This window comes from Aeromonas dhakensis (assembly GCF_002285935.1).
In the GTDB taxonomy this organism is placed as follows: Bacteria; Pseudomonadota; Gammaproteobacteria; order Enterobacterales; family Aeromonadaceae; genus Aeromonas; species Aeromonas dhakensis.
Genome location: NZ_CP023141.1, coordinates 232,047 through 249,516, shown reverse-complemented (window position 1 = coordinate 249,516; position 17,470 = coordinate 232,047). Strand labels below are relative to the sequence as shown.

Sequence of the window (17,470 nt, the reverse complement as noted above, 5' to 3'; positions counted from 1 at the left end):
TTAAAAAACCCGCTAAGGCGGGTTTTTTAATGTCCGTCTGCATAGCTTTTCACGGGTCTTATCATCATGAAAAGTAAGCTTATTTTTGTTAATCATGTCGCAAAAAAGCGAGCAAGGGAGGTGCACTATTGGAACCCCTTTTCGGGGGCAAACAATAACAACGGTTAAAGGACTACACCATGCACTTCTTGCCCAACAAACTGGCGCTGGCTTGTGCCATCGCACTCTCGCTTACTGCCTGCAATGACAACAGCTCCAACGCGCCGGCGGATCCCGCCGCCACCAAGACCTCCCTGATGCAGACCATGGACGAGGCCCTGCGCGAGAGCCAGGCGCTCGACCCCTACGGTTTTGCCATCGATGCCGCCAGCATCGCCAAGCTCAAGGCCCTCGACAGCGCCCTGCTCAAGCGGCTGGATGCCCTGGACGCGAGCGTGCTGAGCGAACGGGACCGGTTGTTCTACGACATGATCCGCTGGGATCTGCAGATCAACCTGACCGGTTACGATCTGCCCCAGTCCCAGATCCCGATCCACCACTTCAGCAACCGGGTGGTGGATCTGGCTGATGAGGTGGGGGCCTCCCCGGCCAGCGGCAAAGCTGCCCGCACCGTCGAGCCCGGCTTCGACTACTTCGAGCAGAGCTCGGCCGATCGGGTCGCGCCGGGGGATGCCACCTGGCGGCGCGACATCGATCGCCCGGCAGCGGCACCGGTTGTGGCCAGCAAGGCGAGGGTCGCCACCGCACCACTGGCCTGGTATCAGGAGCACCTCAGCTGGCTCAAGGCCTATGGCGGCTACCTTGCCGAGGTGAAGCACCAGTTCGAACTGGGCAGCGCCCAGGGCAATACCCTGCCAGACGAGCTGGTGGACCGGCTGCTGGCCCAGCTCGACAGCAAGCTGGAGGGCGAGGCGATCGCCGGTTCTTACCTCGGCTGGCAGCAGCTGCCGGGAGAGGCGGACGAGGCGCTGCGCAGCGAGTACAAGGGGGTGCTGGACAGCATCAACGGCCGCTATCTGGCGCTGCGCGACTACCTGGATTACCAGCACGGCGGTGCCTATGCGGTGCGCCTTGGCAGCGGCGAGTGTGACGACGGCTTCTGCGGCATGACCAACGGACGTGACTGGTATCGCTGGCTGCTGAAGAAGCACACCACCACCGACATGACGCCGGAGCAGGTGCATGAGCTGGGGCTGAGCGAGGTGGCGCGGATCTTCGGCGCCATGGTCAAGGTGTGCCATACCGTCGGCAAGTGCGACAGCGACGACGTGGCCCAGAGCAAGCAGAGCGGTCAGATCTACGCCTTCTTCCGCTACCTGAACGAACCGGCCTTCTTCTATCAGAACCCGCTGGCGGTCTGGTCGGCCGGCCTCAACCCCGGCAACGCCGCCGGTGCGACCCTGAGCGGGCCGCAGCAGCAGGCGCTGGCCGAGCACGAGCGGGCGCTGCAGGAGTACAACGCCTTCAAGAGCAAGGCCGCGCTGGTGCTGCCGGACTTCTTCGATGCCGAGCGCACCATTCCCAAGCTGGATTACGAGGTGGTGCCCGTCTCCTACAAGGACGCGCCATACGGCGGGGTGGCCTGGTATCAGGACGGCAACCCGCAGACCGGCCGCAAGGGGCGCTTCTTCCTCAACACCTACTACCCCTATGGCCTGCAGAGCTGGAACATCAGCACCCTGCTGGCCCACGAGGCAGCGCCGGGCCACCACTTCCAGATCACCATCGCCCAGGAGCTGGCCGCCAAGGATCCCGACTTCCCGCAGTACGTGGCGAACGCCTCCTACACCGCCTATGCGGAGGGCTGGGCGCTCTACACCGAATACCTGGCGGATCACGACATGGGGCTCTATCAGGGGCGCGGTCTCTACGATCCGGCGGTGGGGGACGTGAAGGTCGAGGGATCGTCTGCCTTCAACAACCAGCTACAGTACTTCGGTCGCCTCAACGAGGAGATGCTGAGGGCGATGCGGCTGGTGGTGGATACCGGCATCCACTGGTATGGCTGGAACCACGACCAGGCCGCCAACTACATGAAGGAGAACTCGGCGCTGGGGGACGGGGACATCAGCTCCGAGGTGCCCCGCTACATGGCCTACACCGGCCAGGCGACCTCCTACAAGGCGGGCCAGCTGGCGCTGATCCGGATGCGGGAGTCGGCCGAGCAGGCGCTGGGCGGAGGTTTTGACCTCAAGGCGTTCCACCACCATGTACTGGAATACGGCATGCTGCCCATCTCGGTGCTGGAGCAGAAGAACAGGCAGTGGATTGAACAGTCGAAGTGATCACAGTTACGGCGCCCGGCAAGGCAACGGGCGCCGCTTTCGATTAGGATACGGCTCTATTCAAACAACACTGCTACGGATGATGTCCATGGAACAGATCGCCCGTGAGATGGCGCCCCACAAGCGAGTGGCGCTGGTGGCTCACGACAACATGAAGACCCCTCTGCTGAACTGGGTGATGCGGCGCAAGGAGGAGCTCAAGCTCCACCACCTCTACGCCACCGGCACCACAGGCACCATGCTCGGCAAGCAGGCACAGCTGCCCATCACCTGTCTCTTCTCCGGCCCCATGGGGGGCGACCAGCAGCTTGGCGCCCTGATCGCCGAGGGCAAGATCGACGTGCTGATCTTCTTCTGGGATCCCCTCAATGCGGTGCCCCACGATCCGGACGTGAAGGCCTTGCTGCGCCTCGCGGCAGTCTGGAACATCCCGGTCGCCACCAACGAGGCGACTGCCGATTTCATCATGGACAGCCCCCACATGCGCCAGGCGTTCAGCGTGCAGATCCCCGACTACGCCGGGTATCTCAAGGCCAGAACCCAGTAACGGGGCAGAAACGACAGAGCCGGCCACAGGGCCGGCTCTTTTTATTGGCGGGAACGACGATCAGCGCTGGAAGCTTTTCTGCGCGAACTTGGGTCTGGCGTTCATGATCTGCTCCACCTGTTCGTCACTCATCTTGCCGCGCGACAGCCCCAGCACCTTGTAGGTGAGCAGCGGTCGGGCGGGCAGGGCGATCATCAGGGCGCGGATCTGGTTCTCGTCCTCTTTCTCCCGGGCCGGCTTGCCGTAGGCGTAGGTGAGCACGCCGGCATCCATCAGGTTTTTGACGGCGGGCTCGGTGATCGGCAAGTTTATGACGCTTTTACGTTGCAGCACGAACTCCCGCAGCACCGCCTTCTCGTTGAAGTCGAGAAAGGAGATCATCTGGGCCAGCTGATCCTGCTGACGGCGCGACTGCCACTCGTCACAGGCCCACTCCCAGGCGATCAGGAAGCCCTGACTGCAGAAGTAGGAGATGGCGATCAGCATGCCGACCCCGAGCCAGGCGGCGTGTGTGGCGGCCCACTGGCTGACGGCCCCCTGCATCAAACCGGCCGGAAACAGCAGAATGATGCTGCAGCAGAGCAGCAGCCAGACCATCAGCCAGTTGAGGCGGTTCAGTTGATAGAAATGTTGGATCCACCGTTTCATCGTTCACCCTTCCCAAATCAGTGTGGACAGTAGTCATCTCATAGCAAACGGTGTGCCAAGGCGAGGAACTCACCGGCATTGGAGTGGATCCGGATGGCAAAGCCGATGGGTGGACGGTTACATTCCCTTACAACTTGTTGAGTCAATGATCATTAGTTTGCCTTGTGGGGTGGCGGTCAACTTGGTAAAAAGCCCGCACTGTCATAGGGGAGTAGCAACCCGCCCGTGATCCGGGCAGGGCTCATGTCAACATTCTTGGATCCTCAGATCCATGGCATGGGCGGCGATGGCATCCATCGCTCTGCAAGACCTTTGGCCTCGATATGCAAGCCAGCCGGGCGAGCCATATCGGGTCCATTGGTTGTTCTGCTCGCCTGGCGGTTACTCATCATGCTGATCACCCTGCTGTTATTTCTGCTCTCTGCCGTCACCATCTATCTGGCCTGCGAATATTTCGTCAATGGCATCGAATGGACCGGCCACCACTTCAAGTTATCCCAGAGTGCCACCGGCTCCCTGCTGGCGGCCCTCGGCACGGCCCTGCCCGAATGCATCGTCACCCTGACCGCCTTGCTGATGGGGGATGCCCCCGCTCAGCAGCAGATAGGCATAGGTGCCGCCCTCGGCGGCCCGCTGGTGTTGGCCACCATAGGTTATGCCGCCGTCGGCGTGACCCTGCTGTTGTGCATGAGCCGGGAGCACAGGGCCATCGATGGCGAGGTGCAGCGCGAGATAGGCCGTGATCAGGCCTGGTTCGTCGGCATCTTCCTGGTGGCGGTGGCCCTCGGGATGGTGGCCTTTACCGGCAAGGCCTGGCTGGCCCCGTTGTTCGTACTGGTTTATCTGGTCTATGTGCGGCGCGAGCTGAAACAGACCGACAGCCACGAGGTCGAGCTGCCAGAGCCCCTCAAGCTGGATCCGGGCGCCGAGATCCCGGCGCTCGGCAAGGTGTTGCTGCAAACCCTGGTGGCGCTGGTGGTGGTGGCGCTGGCGGCCCAGTTGTTCGTTCACCAGCTGGAGAGCATGGGCGAGCTGTTCGGTCTCTCGCCGGTGCTGGCAGCCCTGTTGCTGAGCCCGGTGGCGACCGAGATGCCCGAGCTGATGAACGTGCTGATCTGGGTGCGACAGGGCAAGCACCGGCTGGCGCTGGCCAATATCTCAGGGGCCATGATGATCCAGGGCACCATTCCCAAGGCGTTCTGCCTGTTGTTCACCCCCTGGCTGCTGGACAGCACCATGATGGTTTCCTCGCTGGTGACCCTGCTGGCGGTGGCGCTGCTGTGGTGGGGGTTCAGTCGGGAGCGGATGACGGCGGGCAGGCTCGCCTGGGTGGGGTTGATCTATCTTGGCTTCTGCGGCTGGCTGGTCATGGGCTGATGTGCCACGAACAAGGGCGGGATAGTATCCCGCCCTTTTTTATTCATTCCCTCTGCCGGCGGAGGCCGGCAGGGAGATCAGAACTGCTGGAACCAGCGCTGGATCTGGGCCGGATCCTTGCTCTGGGTCAGGGCAAGCATCAGCAGCACCCGCGCCTTCTGCGGGTTGAGGGTCTCGGCGGCGACGAAGCCGTACTTGGCGTCATCGATCTCGGCATCCAGAGTGGTGGAGCCGGTCGGCACGCGGGCGGAGCGCACTACGCGGATGCCGTCCTTGCTCGCCTTGGCCAGGGTGTCGAACAGGGTGTGGTAGAGGTTGCCGTTGCCCACCCCGGCGCTGACGATGCCGTCGAACTTGGCATCCACCAGGGCCTTGGCCGGCAGATCCGAGGCGTTGGCGTAGCTGTAGACGATGCCGACCTGGGGCAGCTTGTCGAGCTTGCTCACGTCAAACGGGGTCTTGCTGGTGTGCTGGCGGGCCGGGCTGCGTTGATAGTCGATCTTGCCGTTGTGGATGTAGCCGAGCGGGCCGAAGTTGGGGGAGGCGAAGGTCTGTACCCCTGTGGTGTTGGTCTTGGTGACGTCGCGGGCATCGAGCACGGTATCGTTCATCGCCACCATGACGCCACGCCCCTTGGAGGCGGGGTCGGAGGCGGTCACCACGGCGTTGTAGAGGTTCATCGGGCCATCGGCGCTCATGGCGGTGGAGGGGCGCATGGCACCGACCAGCACCACCGGCTTGTCGCTCTTGACGGTCAGATTGAGGAAATAGGCGGTCTCTTCCATGGTGTCGGTGCCGTGGGTGATGACGATGCCATCCACGTCATCCCTGGCCAGCAGCTCGTTGACCCGCTTGGCAAGCTTGAGCCACACCTCGTCGTTCATGTCCTGGGAGCCGATCTTCACCACCTGCTCACCCTGCACGTCGGCCACGTTCTTCATCTCGGGCACGGCGGCGATCAGCGTCTCGATGGCCACCTTGCCGGCCTCATAGTTGGACTGGGTAGCGGACTGCCCCGCCCCGGCAATGGTGCCGCCGGTGGCCAGGATATGGACGTTGGGCAGGGCCATGGCCATCGGGGAGAGGGTCAGGCCGAGGACGGCTGCGAGCAGGGTCTTGCGGATCGGGAGAGTCATGCTGCAATTCCTTCTGGGTGATAAAAATTGCAGCAAGTTTGCGCTTTCTGTTGCAGGGGTTTGTGATGACTCTCACCAAAAAACAGCTGGGTACAGAATTTTAACCTGTTTTATACCTATATGGAGATAATTTAACTCGCCGAGAAGCCTTTGGTTTCGATCAGGGCGATCAGCTCGGCTTTGCTCAGTTCGCTCTCGATGATGGCCTTGCTGCTGGCAAAGTCGACACTGGCGCTGCTGACGGCAGGCTGGGCCAGCAGGGCTTTTTGCAGGCTGGCGGCGCAGCCACCGCAGGACATGCCGGAGACGGTGAGTTCGATGGTCATGGGATATCTCCTCTGTTGATTGAGAGTCAGCGTAAAGCTGCCGCCCGCGGCAAGGTCAAGGGGGTGATGAAGGGGTGAGGGCCTGCAGGTTTGCTGCTGGCTAGCCCATCAGCCCCAGGTAGTTCATCAAGGTGGCGCCCAGACTGGTGGTGACGAGCGAGCCAAGGGTGGTGGTGGCGATGATGTTGGCCGCCAGGGCGCTGTCGCCCCCCATGGCGCGGGTCATCACATAGCTGGCGGCGGCGGTGGGGGTGGAGCTGATGAGAAACAGGATGCCGAGGGCCTGCGGGCTGAAACCCAGCGCCCAGGCGCCCATCACCAGCAGCAGCGGGATGCACAGCAGCCGGTTGGCGGTGGCCCAGCCGGTCAGCAGGGCGCCGCCGCGCAGGGCCTTGAGGTTGAGGCTGGCGCCGGTGCAGAGCAGCGCCAGCGGCAGGGTCATGTTGGCGAAGTAGTTGCCCGTGGTGATCACCAGCTGGGGCAGCTCGATGCCGAGCAGGCCGAACGGCAGGGCCGCCAGGATGGCGATGATCAACGGGTTTTTGGCGATCCCCCTGAGGATCGGCTTGATCCCCTTGCTGCCCCCCAGGCTGCGGGTCAGGGTGATCACCGCAAGCACGTTGTAGAGCACGGTGACCGAGCCCACCAGCAGGGCGGCGGCGCCGATCCCCTCGGCGCCGTAGGCATTCTGCACATAGGCCAGTCCCATGATCCCCATGTTGCCGCGAAAGCTCCCTTGCACGAAGATGCCGCGCTGGCGCCGCTCGGGGATGAAGCGGGCCGCCAGCAGCTCCAGCACCAGAAAACCGGTGAGGGTGCCGAGCAGGCCGTAGACGATGAGCCAGGGGCTCGGCATGGTGGAGAAATCGGTGCGCACCATGCTGAGAAACAGGAGTGCCGGCAGGGTGACCTGAAACACCAGACGGGAGGCGGACTCGACGAAGCTGTCCGGCAGCAGGCCCAGCTGCTTGAGCCAGATGCCGAGCAGCAGCACCACGCAGATGGGGCCCGTGATGGAGAGGGAGAAGTGCAGACTGGCCAACAGAGTCATGATGGATCTCCTGTGCGATAGGCGGGGCCCGTGACGGAGAGAGATTGAAGCAGACTGGCGAATAGACCCATGATGCGCGTCCTGTGCGATGGCGGGTGGCACGGCATGCGCCGGCGCCAAAAGGGCATTCTAACGCCATGGGCTTGTATTCACAGGGGTTAATCACAACAATGTGGGCAATTCCACCGCCGAGCCCCTGTGAGCCACTTCATGGACAAAAAACTGACCATCCTCGATATCGCCCGACTCAGTGGTGTCGGCAAGTCGACCGTCTCCCGGGTGCTCAACCAGGATCCCAAGGTGAAGCAGGCGACCCGCGAGCGGGTGGAGCAGATCATCGCCGAGCACGGCTTCGTGCCGAGCAAGTCGGCGCGGGCCATGCGCAGCCAGAGCCAGCAGGTGGTGGGGATCATCGTCTCGCGGCTCGACTCCAGCTCGGAAAATCAGGCGGTGCGCGGCATGCTGGAGACCCTCTATCGGCGCGGCTACGACGCCGTGCTGATGGAGAGCAAGTTCTCCCCCGCCAAGGTGCAGGAGCATCTGGCGGTGCTGGAGCGGCGCGGGGTGGATGGCATCATTCTGTTCGCCTTCAACGATCTGGACTATGCCGCCATGGCGCCGCTCAGGGAGAAGCTGGTGCTGGTGGCCCGCGACCATCCCGGCTTCTCCTCGGTCTGTTTCGACGATGCCGGTGCGGTGCGCACCATGCTGGACCAGCTCGCTAACCGCGGCATTCGCGAAATTGCTTACCTGGGGGTGGACACCGCCGATCTCACCACCGGCCAGCGCCGACTCGATGCCTACCTCGGCTACTGCGCCGAACAGGGGCTGACGGCGCGCAGCGCCCTCGGCGATCTCAGTCTGCAGAGCGGCTACCGGCTGGCTGCTGAGCTGCTCACCCCGACCACGGGCGCCCTGGTCTGCGCCAGCGACACCCTGGCCATAGGTGCCGCCAAGTACCTGCAGGAGCAGGGGCGCAGCGAGGTGCTGGTGACCGGCCTTGGCAACAACCCCATGCTCACCTTTCTCTTCCCCAACGCCCTCAGCCTGGATCTCGGCTACAAGGGGGCGGGGGAGCAGGCCGCGCGCCAGCTGCTCGGCCAGATCGAGCAGGATCAGCGCCCGCTGGCGACCATAGCTCCCTGCCACTCTTTGTGAACGCCATCACCTAGCACCGCACAAAAAATGCGCTTTTTGTGACCTCGGCCACGAATTGGGAACGTTCCCATTTTGATCGGGACCAATTGGCGGCATGCTAAATGGGAACGATACCAAAAACGCTCGGGCCCACAGACTGGCCCAAAAGGGCGACGCAGACCAATATCAATGGAGTCACAGAGGGAAGGCTCATGTCCAAGATCAACGCACAACATCTGGCCACGCTCATCGACAAGATCGGTGGCAAGGAGAACATCGCAACCGTCAGCCACTGCCTGACCCGGCTGCGCTTCGTCCTCAACGATCCGGCCAAGGCCGACAGCAAGGCCATCGAAACCATACCGGCGGTGAAGGGAAGCTTCACTCAGGGCGGCCAGTTCCAGGTGGTCATCGGCAACGAGGTGGAGCAGTGGTACAAGGCGCTGACCGAAGAGATCGGCGTCAGCGGCGGCAGCAAGGAGGCCGCCAAGCAGGCGGCGCGCCAGAACATGAACCCGCTGGAGCGGGGCATCTCCCACCTGGCGGAGATCTTCGTGCCCCTGCTGCCGGCCATCATCACCGGCGGTCTGATCCTGGGCTTTCGCAACGTCATCGGCGACATCAAGATGTTCGACGATGGCACCCACACCCTCACCGAGATCAGCCAGTTCTGGGCTCAGGTGCACGCCTTCCTCTGGCTGCTGGGCGAGGCGATCTTCCACTTCTTGCCGGTGGGCGTCTGCTGGTCGGCGGTGAAGAAGATGGGCGGCTCCGAGATCCTGGGTATCGTGCTCGGTATCACCCTGGTGTCGCCCCAGCTGATGAACGCCTACGGCATCGGCCAGCAGACTCCCGAGGTGTGGGACTTCGGTCTGTTCGTGATCCAGAAGGTGGGTTATCAGGCGCAGGTCATCCCGGCCCTGCTGGCTGGTGTCTTCCTCGCCTGGGTGGAGACCAATCTGAAGCGGATCATCCCGGCCTACCTCTACCTGGTCATAGTTCCCTTCATCTCCCTGTTGCTGGCGGTGATCGTGGCCCACGCCTTTATCGGCCCGTTCGGTCGCTGGCTGGGTGACGGCGTCGGTTTCGCTGCCAAGGCGGCCATGACAGGTTCGTTTGCCCCCATTGGTGCCGCCCTGTTCGGCTTCCTCTACGCGCCCCTGGTCATCACCGGTATCCACCACACCACCAACGCGGTGGATCTGCAACTGATGCAGAGCATGGGTGGCACCCCGATCTGGCCGCTGATCGCCCTCTCCAACATCGCCCAGGCCTCTGCGGTGGTCGGCATCATTCTGATCAGCCGCAAGGAGAACGAGCGGGAGATCTCGGTGCCTGCCGCCATCTCCGCCTATCTGGGGGTGACCGAGCCGGCCATGTACGGCATCAACCTCAAGTACAAGTTCCCCATGCTGTGCGCCATGGTGGGCTCGAGCCTTGCGGCCCTCATCTGCGGCTTCGCCGGGGTGATGGCCAACGGCATCGGGGTAGGGGGCCTGCCGGGCATCCTCTCCATCCAGCCGCAATACTGGGCCGTCTATGCCATCGCCATGCTGGTGGCCATCGTTGTGCCTATCGTGCTGACTCTGCTGGTTTACCAGCGCCAGCAGGCAGCCGGCAAGCTGGCTCAGGCCAGCGCCTGATCCCACGCATCAGGGCGACCCGCAGGGGTCGCCCTCTCCCTTTTTCATTCGAGACAAGAGCAAGACCCATGAGCCAAACACCCTGGTGGCAGAGCGCCGTGATTTACCAGATCTACCCCAAGAGCTTTCAGGACAGTGGCGCGCGCGGCACTGGCGATCTCAAGGGGATCATGGCCCGCCTCGACTATCTCAAGACCCTCGGCGTCGACGCCCTCTGGCTGACTCCGGTGTACGTCTCGCCGCAGGTGGACAACGGCTACGACATCGCCGACTACCTGAATATTGATCCCGCCTACGGCACCATGGCCGACTTCGAGGCGCTCTTGGCCGCCGCCCACGCGCGCGACATTCGGATCGTGATGGACATCGTGGTCAACCACACCTCCACCGAGCACGCCTGGTTCAAGTCGGCGCTGGGGGACAAGAACAGCCCCTACCGCGACTACTACATCTGGAAAGACCCGGTGGAGGGTGGTGTGCCGAACAACTGGCAATCCAAGTTTGGCGGCAGCGCCTGGGAGCTGGATAAGGCCACCGGCCAGTACTACCTGCATCTCTTTGCCCGCGAGCAGGCGGATCTCAACTGGGAGAACCCGGCCGTGCGCGCCGAGGTGAAGAAGATCATCCACTTCTGGGCCAAGAAGGGAGTGGACGGTTTCCGCCTCGACGTCATCAACCTCATCTCCAAGGATCAGCGCTTCCCGAGCGACGACAGTGGCGATGGCCGCCGCTTCTACACCGACGGGCCGCGCATCCACGAATTTTTGCAGGACGTGAGTCGTGACGTGTTCGCCCCGGTGGGCGCCATGACGGTGGGGGAGATGTCCTCCACCAGCCTGGAGCACTGCCAGCGCTATGGCGCGCTGGACTGCTCCGAGCTCTCCATGGTGTTCAACTTCCACCACCTCAAGGTGGATTATCCCAATGGCGACAAGTGGACCAAGGCGCCGTTCGATTTCCTCGAACTCAAGCGCATCTTCAACCACTGGCAGAGCGGCATGCACGGCAAGGGGTGGTCGGCCCTGTTCTGGTGCAACCACGATCAGCCGCGCATCGTCTCCCGCTTCGGTGACGAGGGCGAGCATAGGGTGGTTGCCGCCAAGATGCTGGCCAGCACACTGCACGGCCTGCAGGGTACCCCCTACATCTATCAGGGGGAGGAGATCGGCATGACCAACCCCGGCTATCAGTGCATCGATGACTATCAGGATGTGGAGAGCCGCAACATCTTCGCCATCAAGCAGGCCGAGGGGATGGGTGAGGCCGAGATCCTGGCCATTCTCGGCGCCAAGTCCCGTGACAACTCGCGTACCCCGATGCAGTGGAGCGCTGCGGCCAATGCCGGCTTCACCAGTGGTACCCCCTGGCTCAAGCCCGCCGCCAACTATCCCGAGATCAATGCCGAGGCGGCGCTGGCCGACACCGACTCGGTGTTCTGGCACTACCGGGATCTAATCCGCCTGCGCAAGGCCCATCCTATCTTCACTCACGGGGATTATCAGGAGCTGCTGGCGGGGCATCCGCAGATCTGGGCCTATGCCCGCCGCGCCGACGGTCAGACCCTGCTGGTGGTGAGCAACTTCTACGGCGAGCCGATCAGCTTCGCACTGCCGGAGGAGCTGGCCACCGGCAAGGGGCGTCTGCTGCTTGGCAACTACCCGGATAGCCCGGCCCGGCCGCAATCCTGTATGCTGCGCCCTTATGAATCCCTGATCTGGTTGGTGGAATAGATGACTGACGCAACGACAACGACCCAGCCGGGCTTCCCGGCGCCGCAGCTGGTGCGCGGCCCCGAGTGGCAGAAGATGGTGGCGGGGGAGCCCTATGATGCGGGCGACCCCGAGCTCAAGGCGGCGCGCGAGCGCTGCCGCAGGCTCTATCACACCTTCAACACCAGCTGGCAGGAGAAACCGGCGCGCGATGCCCTGCTCCATGAACTGCTGGGCAGCCGCGGCAAGGAGTGCGCCATCAACCCGCCCTTCTTTTGCGACTACGGGGCCAACATCTTCGTGGGCGAGAACTTCTACGCCAACGTTAACTGCACCATCCTCGACGTGTGCGAGGTGCACATCGGCGACAACGTGCTGCTGGCGCCCGGTGTGCAGATCTACACGGCCGCTCACCCGGTGGCGGTGGCGCCGCGCATCAAGGGGGTGGAGTTCGGCAAGCCGGTGCGGATCGGCCACAACGTCTGGATCGGTGGCAGCGTCGTCATCTGCCCCGGCGTCACCATAGGGGACAACAGCGTGATCGGCGCGGGCTCCGTGGTGACCAAGGATGTGCCGGCGGGCGTGGTGGCGGCCGGCAATCCCTGCAAGGTGCTGCGACCCATGACGGCAGCAGAGCTGGCTGGTGGCTAGTGGTACCGGCCTGCGCGCACTTTCCAACACCAAGGGCAGGTTATCCTGCCCTTTTTCTTGCCCGTCATTGGCTGAACCTGGGATGTACAGCCACTTCAGATTTTTTGAACATCTAGGCCAGTTTATCTCGCTAACAATGGCAAGTCTGGATGTTTAATATTCACTCAACGCTTAGGCAGGAACGCCAAGCGGCCAAATAACTGGTCGTTCAAGGCTGTGAGACCTTCAAATAGGAGGTCTGATGTTGGTGAAAGAACTACACACTATTTGAATAACCTCTTGCATGGATGCATTGATTCGGGGCCGACGGCCCAGGCAATGACATAGAAACCAAGAGAGTGAATGAACATGAAAAACGTAATCAAGATGCTGACCGTTGCAAGCCTTATGACCGCAGGTTTTGCCCAGGCTTCCGTTCCGGCTGACTTCAACGCCGCCCCGGGTGTGCTGTTTGTGAACTGGCACGCCACCGCTGCCGTCGAAGGCAAGGCCAACCCCATGCTGGAAGTGCGTGACGAGTCTGGTGATGTGGTTGCCTCCGTGCACGCCAACCTGATGGGCAGCCAGCAGGTGCAGATCCCGAGCCGCACCCAGGGCAACCTGACCGTGAGCCTGGGTGAGCAGAGCAGCGACTACCGCATTCCGTTCGGTATCGGCAGCGGGCGTCAGCGCTAAGGGATCCCCGGGCAACCGGACACCCATGCGAGACAGACAGGGAGGCCGAGGCCTCCCTGTCGTCGTTGGCAAGAATATGCCCCAGCTCTGGCTACCGAGCTCAAAGGTGCAAGCCAGCCGTCGATCGCCATACGGCAGATCCTCGGCGCGGCCAGCTCGCTCCGCACTCTCGCGCCGCGAAGCGCGACAGGTCCTCTCTTCCGATAGACCGCCTTTCATTTCCCTGCCCGACCATGTCGTCGGTGCCGTGCTGCTTGCACACATTCTGCCTGTTCAACGCATTGCGCGGGTCTGCTTGGCGACATCCGTCCGCTGGCAGCATCCTGCCGCCTGCCGTTTTCTCGTTCCACAGAAGCCTATACTCCCTGAAGAACCAGTTGTGGGAGTAGTGATCATGCGTAGTCTCGTCTTGTTGGCCTGCTGTTGTATGGGGTCGGCCCTGGCTGCCCCGGTGCAGCTCAGGCTGCTGGAGTGGGGGTATCTGCCCGCCGGATATGAACAGCAATTTGCCGAGTACGCCAAGCGCGAGGGAGTGGAGGCGACGGTGACCCGGATCGAGCCGCTGCTCACCGACTTTGACAGCGTCTATCGTGCTCTGCGTACCCGCAGTGCCGACGTGGTGATGCCGACCAGCTACTTCTACAAGGCGCATCATCAACCCCTCTTCAAGCTGCTGCTGCCCATCGACTTTGGCCGTTTGCGCCATTACCAGGAGGTGAGGCCGGCGCTCAAGAATACCGAGTATGACAAGTTGGGGGAGCGCAACTATTCCGTGCCCTTCTCCTATGCCATGTTCAGTCTGGCTTACGACAGCAAGCAGGAGAACACCCCGCCCACCAGCTGGCAGGCGTTGGCCGAGCCGACGCGGCAGGGGCAATTTGCGGTTTTCTGCGATCAGTTTGAGCCCTTGCTCTTCTCCGTGCTGCTCTCCCTTGGCAAGTCACCCGCCCTCTTTGCCAGCGGTGAAATGCTGGCCGATAGCCCGTTGCAGAACGAGGTTGAAGGGCAACTGACCCGGCGGCTAAAGGCGAGCCGGGGCTTCTGGTTCAATCAGGCCAATCGGTGCGAGGATCTGCGCCATCAGCGCCTGGCCACCACCTGGGGGCTGGAGCTGGTGGAGTGCAATCGGCAAAACGGTCAGCAGTGGCGCATCGCCATGGTAAGGGAAGGGGCCATCTATGCCCTTGATGCCCTCTCGATTGCGCGGGATGTCGGGGATGATCCGGCCAGGCTCAAGGCGGCCTACCTGCTGATCGACTTTCTGTTGAGCGAACCCCTGCAGAGCCGCATGTTGATGGGCACACCGACGGTTTCCGGCAGCAATGGATCGGCCCGCCCCCCGCTGACCCCGGAGGAGCAGGCCGTGTTGCCGCCGCAGGCCCTGCCTGAATTTGACGAACGCCTGCTGGTGCCGGCCCTGCCTGCGCACATCAAGAATCGCTACAAGCGGATGGTGCAGCAGGCGCTGGCCAGCAGTGGCAAGGAGGGGCTGGCCAAGGTGTGTCCCTGGGATCTGGCGAACTGATGCCGGCGCTAGCGAGGTGTAAGGACGGGGCGATCGGAGAGGAGCTCCTGCACCAGCTGCACGGCCAGCGGGATGTTTGTATCCATGGTATCGCCATCTTGTGCTTCGGCTTTCCAGCTGTCGGGGGCTTCCGGATGGGGCCCGGAGACGGCCACTTTTCCTTTACCATAGGCGCCGATTAAGGCGGCGAGCCGGCCATCGTCGAAGTAGGCAAGCTCACGCACCGGTTCGGTACCTGGCTGCAGGGCGAAGGTAGGGCCGGCCTGGTAGTACATGCGGCGTACCTCGCCGAGCCAGCGAATCTCATGGATCTTGGGAGAGAAGTCACCGTCGTAGTCGTCAGACTCTGCCGGCACCAAACCGAGCGCCTTCACATAATTGCCCTCGTCGGCCCAACCCAGAGAAGCGACAAAGGCACCGCCGCAGATCCCCAGATAGCGCCCGCCTTGACTCAGATAGCGTTTGAGTGACCCGGTGATGGCAGGGGTGAACCGATGAACCAGGGGCTCTACGTCATCTTCGGTGCCGCCGATGATAAACAGACGGGCGCCCGCCAGCTTGGCCGGGAGCTCGCTCAGGTTGTCGAGATAAACCACGGGGAGCCCGGCCTGTTTGACCACGGCGGCGATCGCCTCGTTGCTGTCCGGGTCTGAGATGGGGCCGGTATAGAGCAGGGCGTAGCCTGTCGGATTGGTGTCTATCTGTGGCTGGCTCTGGGCCTCGCCTGCGAGGCAGCAGAGCATCACAAGGCTGGACCACAGCAGCCAGCGCACTGGTCGGCTCGCTGATGACCTCAACGCGTGAAAGTCAAAGTGTCGGTTGCTCAACATATCATCTTCCTGTGTGGGTCATCACTGTGGGTGTCAGGCCAGCTTATCGCCCTGACCGTAATGGATATGGGATGAGCGGCTCGCAGCCTGAGTTGCGGACGCCTTGTCACCATGATGAAGAGACCATCCTCCTCGCTATAGAAGTGCTGATAGTGTTCGTCTTGGGTGGTGGCCACGAAGGCCGCCTCGTTGTCGAGGCGCATATCGCGCAGCCTCAGGCGTTCGGTCTCAAGGATAAACATGCAGGCCTCCTCCAATGAGCGGCCATTATGGGGCCTGGGATAAGGGAAGGGACAATCCCCAACCGGGGGGCGTCTCGGTGGTTGGTCGCACACCTCGCCTCGGCGAGGGTCAGGGGAGTCAATAGCGTGCCCCCATTACAGCCGCATCTTCCTTACCCGGTGTATTTCCAAGACGAATGAGCCCTCCCGGCCAGGGAGGGCTCATGCTTGCCACAGGCCAGGCGCTCGGTCGAGCGCCTCCTGATACGCCTCTACAACTTCACCATGATATGCCGCGGCACCGTGTAGTCCTCCAGGGCGTAGAGGGAGAGATCCTTGCCGTAGCCGGACATCTTCATGCCGCCGTGGGGCATCTCGGAGGTGAGCATGAAGTGGGTGTTGATCCAGGTGCAGCCGTACTGCAGGTGGCTGGCCACCTTGCTGGCAAGGCCGAGATCCCGGGTCCAGACCGAGCTGGCGAGGCCGTAGTCCGAGTCGTTGGCCCACTGCACCACCTGCTCGGCGTCGCTGAAGCGGGTCACCGACACCACCGGGCCGAACACCTCCCGGCGCACGATTTCATCCTCCTGACGGGCGTGGGCGATCAGGGTCGGCTCGAAGAAGAAGCCGTTGCCGGGGCGGATCTTGCCCCCCGCCGTCACCTCCACGTGACCGCTGCTCTGGGCTCGCTCCACGAAGCTGGCGACCCGGTTGCGTTGCCTGTCCGAGATGAGCGGCCCCATCTCCACCCCTTCCTCGCGCGGACCGCCGACCTTGATGGAGGCCACCGCATCCGTCATGGCGGCGACAAACTTGTCGTAGATCTTGCCCTGGGCATAGATGCGGCAGGCGGCGGTGCAATCCTGGCCGGCGTTGTAGAAGCCGAAGGTGCGAATGCCCGCCACCACGGCCTCCAGATCCGCGTCGTCGAAGATGATGACCGGGGCCTTACCCCCCAGCTCAAGGTGGGTGCGCTTCATGGTGCGGGCGGCGCTCTGCAGGATCTTCTGGCCGGTGGCTATGTCACCGGTCAGCGACACCATGCGCACCAGGGGGTGCTCCACCAGCGGTGCCCCCACGCTCTCGCCCCGGCCGCAGACGATGTTGATGACGCCGCGGGGGAAGAACTCGCTGGCGAGCTCCGCCAGGCGCAGGGCGGTGAGGGGGGTCTGCTCGGAGGGTTTGAGCACCACCGTATTGCCGGCGGCGAGCACCGGGGCCATCTTCCAGGCCGCCATCATCAGCGGATAGTTCCAGGGGGCGATACTGCCCACCACGCCGATGGGGTCGCGGCGGATCATGCTGGTGTGCCCCTCGATGTACTCCCCGGCGAGCGGCCCCTGCAGGCAGCGGGCGGCGCCGGCGAAGAAGCGGAAGCAGTCCACCACCGCGGGCAGCTCGTCATTGAGCACCGCCAGATAGGGCTTGCCGCAGTTGAGGGATTCCAGCGCCGCAAACTCCTCGGCGTGGCGCTCGATGGCATCGGCCAGGCGCAGCAGCAGGGTACTGCGCTGGGCTGGAGTGGTGCGGCTCCACTGGGCGAAGGCGCGCTGGGCGCCGTTCACCGCCCGGTTCACCTGCTCGAACGAGGCTTCGGGCACCGAGGCGAGAAGCTCACCGGTGGCCGGGTTGAGGATGGGCTCGGCCTGGCCGTCACCGGTGACGAACTGGCCGTCGATCAAGAGTTGGGTAGAGAGTTTCATGGTTGC

The 17,470-nt window shown here is 63.0% G+C and carries 16 protein-coding genes and 1 riboswitch; of the genes, 9 read left to right on the top strand and 7 right to left on the bottom strand.

What is annotated here, in order from left to right:
* The first annotated feature begins 179 nt into the window (after positions 1-179).
* Together CK627_RS01400 and CK627_RS01395 are read left to right on the top strand one after the other, a co-directional pair.
* Positions 180-2,285 carry a DUF885 domain-containing protein gene (locus tag CK627_RS01400; protein WP_095591533.1) on the top strand — a complete coding sequence of 702 codons (2,106 nt, stop codon included), beginning with the start codon at positions 180-182 and terminating at the stop codon, positions 2,283-2,285.
* Positions 2,286-2,373: 88 nt separating this feature from the next.
* Positions 2,374-2,832: a methylglyoxal synthase gene (locus tag CK627_RS01395; RefSeq protein ID WP_005305534.1), complete on the top strand. Its 459-nt coding sequence runs from the start codon at positions 2,374-2,376 to the stop codon at positions 2,830-2,832.
* A gap of 60 nt (positions 2,833-2,892) precedes the next feature.
* On the opposite strand, the gene CK627_RS01390 is transcribed toward CK627_RS01395, so the two are convergent.
* Entirely contained in the window at positions 2,893-3,480 is a 588-nt protein-coding gene (locus CK627_RS01390) for a superinfection exclusion B family protein (protein WP_005305531.1), read from the bottom strand.
* 194 nt (positions 3,481-3,674) lie between these two features.
* Positions 3,675-3,782: riboswitch (yybP-ykoY riboswitch) on the top strand.
* A gap of 88 nt (positions 3,783-3,870) precedes the next feature.
* Here CK627_RS01390 and CK627_RS01385 point away from each other — a divergent pair.
* Entirely contained in the window at positions 3,871-4,857 is a 987-nt protein-coding gene (locus tag CK627_RS01385) for a sodium:calcium antiporter (protein WP_162512974.1), read from the top strand.
* 77 nt (positions 4,858-4,934) lie between these two features.
* Here CK627_RS01385 and ansB read toward each other — a convergent pair whose 3' ends face one another.
* From ansB to CK627_RS01370, 3 genes are all read right to left on the bottom strand, one after another.
* Positions 4,935-5,993, bottom strand: coding sequence for an L-asparaginase 2 (gene ansB / locus CK627_RS01380; protein ID WP_005305526.1), 1,059 nt, complete (start codon positions 5,991-5,993; stop codon positions 4,935-4,937).
* Between the two features lie 131 nt (positions 5,994-6,124).
* Complete coding sequence (locus tag CK627_RS01375) at positions 6,125-6,319, bottom strand: heavy-metal-associated domain-containing protein (RefSeq protein ID WP_005305523.1); 195 nt, start codon at positions 6,317-6,319, stop codon at positions 6,125-6,127.
* Between the two features lie 100 nt (positions 6,320-6,419).
* Complete coding sequence (locus CK627_RS01370) at positions 6,420-7,370, bottom strand: AEC family transporter (protein ID WP_095591531.1); 951 nt, start codon at positions 7,368-7,370, stop codon at positions 6,420-6,422.
* 210 nt (positions 7,371-7,580) lie between these two features.
* Between CK627_RS01370 and treR the strand changes: the two genes are divergently transcribed.
* The 6 genes from treR to CK627_RS01340 all read left to right on the top strand — a co-directional run bounded on the left by treR (position 7,581) and on the right by CK627_RS01340 (position 14,710).
* A complete protein-coding gene (gene treR, locus CK627_RS01365; RefSeq protein ID WP_026142034.1) occupies positions 7,581-8,528 on the top strand; it encodes a trehalose operon repressor TreR in 948 nt (315 codons plus the stop codon).
* 191 nt (positions 8,529-8,719) lie between these two features.
* A complete protein-coding gene (treB, locus tag CK627_RS01360; RefSeq protein WP_019840679.1) occupies positions 8,720-10,150 on the top strand; it encodes a PTS trehalose transporter subunit IIBC in 1,431 nt (476 codons plus the stop codon).
* A 68-nt stretch (positions 10,151-10,218) separates the two neighbouring features.
* On the top strand, positions 10,219-11,880 hold the full coding sequence (treC, locus tag CK627_RS01355) for an alpha,alpha-phosphotrehalase (RefSeq protein WP_095591530.1): 1,662 nt from the start codon (positions 10,219-10,221) through the stop codon (positions 11,878-11,880).
* Positions 11,881-12,510 carry a sugar O-acetyltransferase gene (locus CK627_RS01350; protein ID WP_017788206.1) on the top strand — a complete coding sequence of 210 codons (630 nt, stop codon included), beginning with the start codon at positions 11,881-11,883 and terminating at the stop codon, positions 12,508-12,510. It begins immediately after the preceding gene.
* Between the two features lie 342 nt (positions 12,511-12,852).
* Positions 12,853-13,185: a hypothetical protein gene (locus CK627_RS01345; RefSeq protein WP_095591529.1), complete on the top strand. Its 333-nt coding sequence runs from the start codon at positions 12,853-12,855 to the stop codon at positions 13,183-13,185.
* A 427-nt stretch (positions 13,186-13,612) separates the two neighbouring features.
* Positions 13,613-14,710, top strand: a complete 1,098-nt coding sequence (locus CK627_RS01340) for an ABC transporter substrate-binding protein (RefSeq protein ID WP_025201092.1) — start codon at positions 13,613-13,615, stop codon at positions 14,708-14,710.
* 8 nt (positions 14,711-14,718) lie between these two features.
* Here CK627_RS01340 and CK627_RS01335 read toward each other — a convergent pair whose 3' ends face one another.
* The 3 genes from CK627_RS01335 to CK627_RS01325 all read right to left on the bottom strand — a co-directional run bounded on the left by CK627_RS01335 (position 14,719) and on the right by CK627_RS01325 (position 17,464).
* A complete protein-coding gene (locus tag CK627_RS01335; protein ID WP_095591528.1) occupies positions 14,719-15,483 on the bottom strand; it encodes a hypothetical protein in 765 nt (254 codons plus the stop codon).
* A gap of 50 nt (positions 15,484-15,533) precedes the next feature.
* Complete coding sequence (locus tag CK627_RS22995; protein WP_254425340.1) at positions 15,534-15,782, bottom strand: hypothetical protein; 249 nt, start codon at positions 15,780-15,782, stop codon at positions 15,534-15,536.
* A gap of 251 nt (positions 15,783-16,033) precedes the next feature.
* Positions 16,034-17,464, bottom strand: coding sequence for a gamma-aminobutyraldehyde dehydrogenase (locus CK627_RS01325; protein ID WP_095591527.1), 1,431 nt, complete (start codon positions 17,462-17,464; stop codon positions 16,034-16,036).
* Between the last annotated feature and the right edge of the window lie 6 nt (positions 17,465-17,470).

What these genes read in the sequence shown, in the direction of transcription:
- CK627_RS01400 (WP_095591533.1), top strand. Translation starts at nt 180, where the DNA reads ATGCACTTCTTGCCCAACAAACTGGCGCTGGCTTGTGCCATCGCACTC.
- CK627_RS01395 (WP_005305534.1), top strand. Translation starts at nt 2,374, where the DNA reads ATGGAACAGATCGCCCGTGAGATGGCGCCCCACAAGCGAGTGGCGCTG.
- CK627_RS01390 (WP_005305531.1), bottom strand. Translation starts at nt 3,480, where the DNA reads ATGAAACGGTGGATCCAACATTTCTATCAACTGAACCGCCTCAACTGG.
- CK627_RS01385 (WP_162512974.1), top strand. Translation starts at nt 3,871, where the DNA reads ATGCTGATCACCCTGCTGTTATTTCTGCTCTCTGCCGTCACCATCTAT.
- ansB (WP_005305526.1), bottom strand. Translation starts at nt 5,993, where the DNA reads ATGACTCTCCCGATCCGCAAGACCCTGCTCGCAGCCGTCCTCGGCCTG.
- CK627_RS01375 (WP_005305523.1), bottom strand. Translation starts at nt 6,319, where the DNA reads ATGACCATCGAACTCACCGTCTCCGGCATGTCCTGCGGTGGCTGCGCC.
- CK627_RS01370 (WP_095591531.1), bottom strand. Translation starts at nt 7,370, where the DNA reads ATGACTCTGTTGGCCAGTCTGCACTTCTCCCTCTCCATCACGGGCCCC.
- treR (WP_026142034.1), top strand. Translation starts at nt 7,581, where the DNA reads ATGGACAAAAAACTGACCATCCTCGATATCGCCCGACTCAGTGGTGTC.
- treB (WP_019840679.1), top strand. Translation starts at nt 8,720, where the DNA reads ATGTCCAAGATCAACGCACAACATCTGGCCACGCTCATCGACAAGATC.
- treC (WP_095591530.1), top strand. Translation starts at nt 10,219, where the DNA reads ATGAGCCAAACACCCTGGTGGCAGAGCGCCGTGATTTACCAGATCTAC.
- CK627_RS01350 (WP_017788206.1), top strand. Translation starts at nt 11,881, where the DNA reads ATGACTGACGCAACGACAACGACCCAGCCGGGCTTCCCGGCGCCGCAG.
- CK627_RS01345 (WP_095591529.1), top strand. Translation starts at nt 12,853, where the DNA reads ATGAACATGAAAAACGTAATCAAGATGCTGACCGTTGCAAGCCTTATG.
- CK627_RS01340 (WP_025201092.1), top strand. Translation starts at nt 13,613, where the DNA reads ATGGGGTCGGCCCTGGCTGCCCCGGTGCAGCTCAGGCTGCTGGAGTGG.
- CK627_RS22995 (WP_254425340.1), bottom strand. Translation starts at nt 15,782, where the DNA reads ATGTTTATCCTTGAGACCGAACGCCTGAGGCTGCGCGATATGCGCCTC.
- CK627_RS01325 (WP_095591527.1), bottom strand. Translation starts at nt 17,464, where the DNA reads ATGAAACTCTCTACCCAACTCTTGATCGACGGCCAGTTCGTCACCGGT.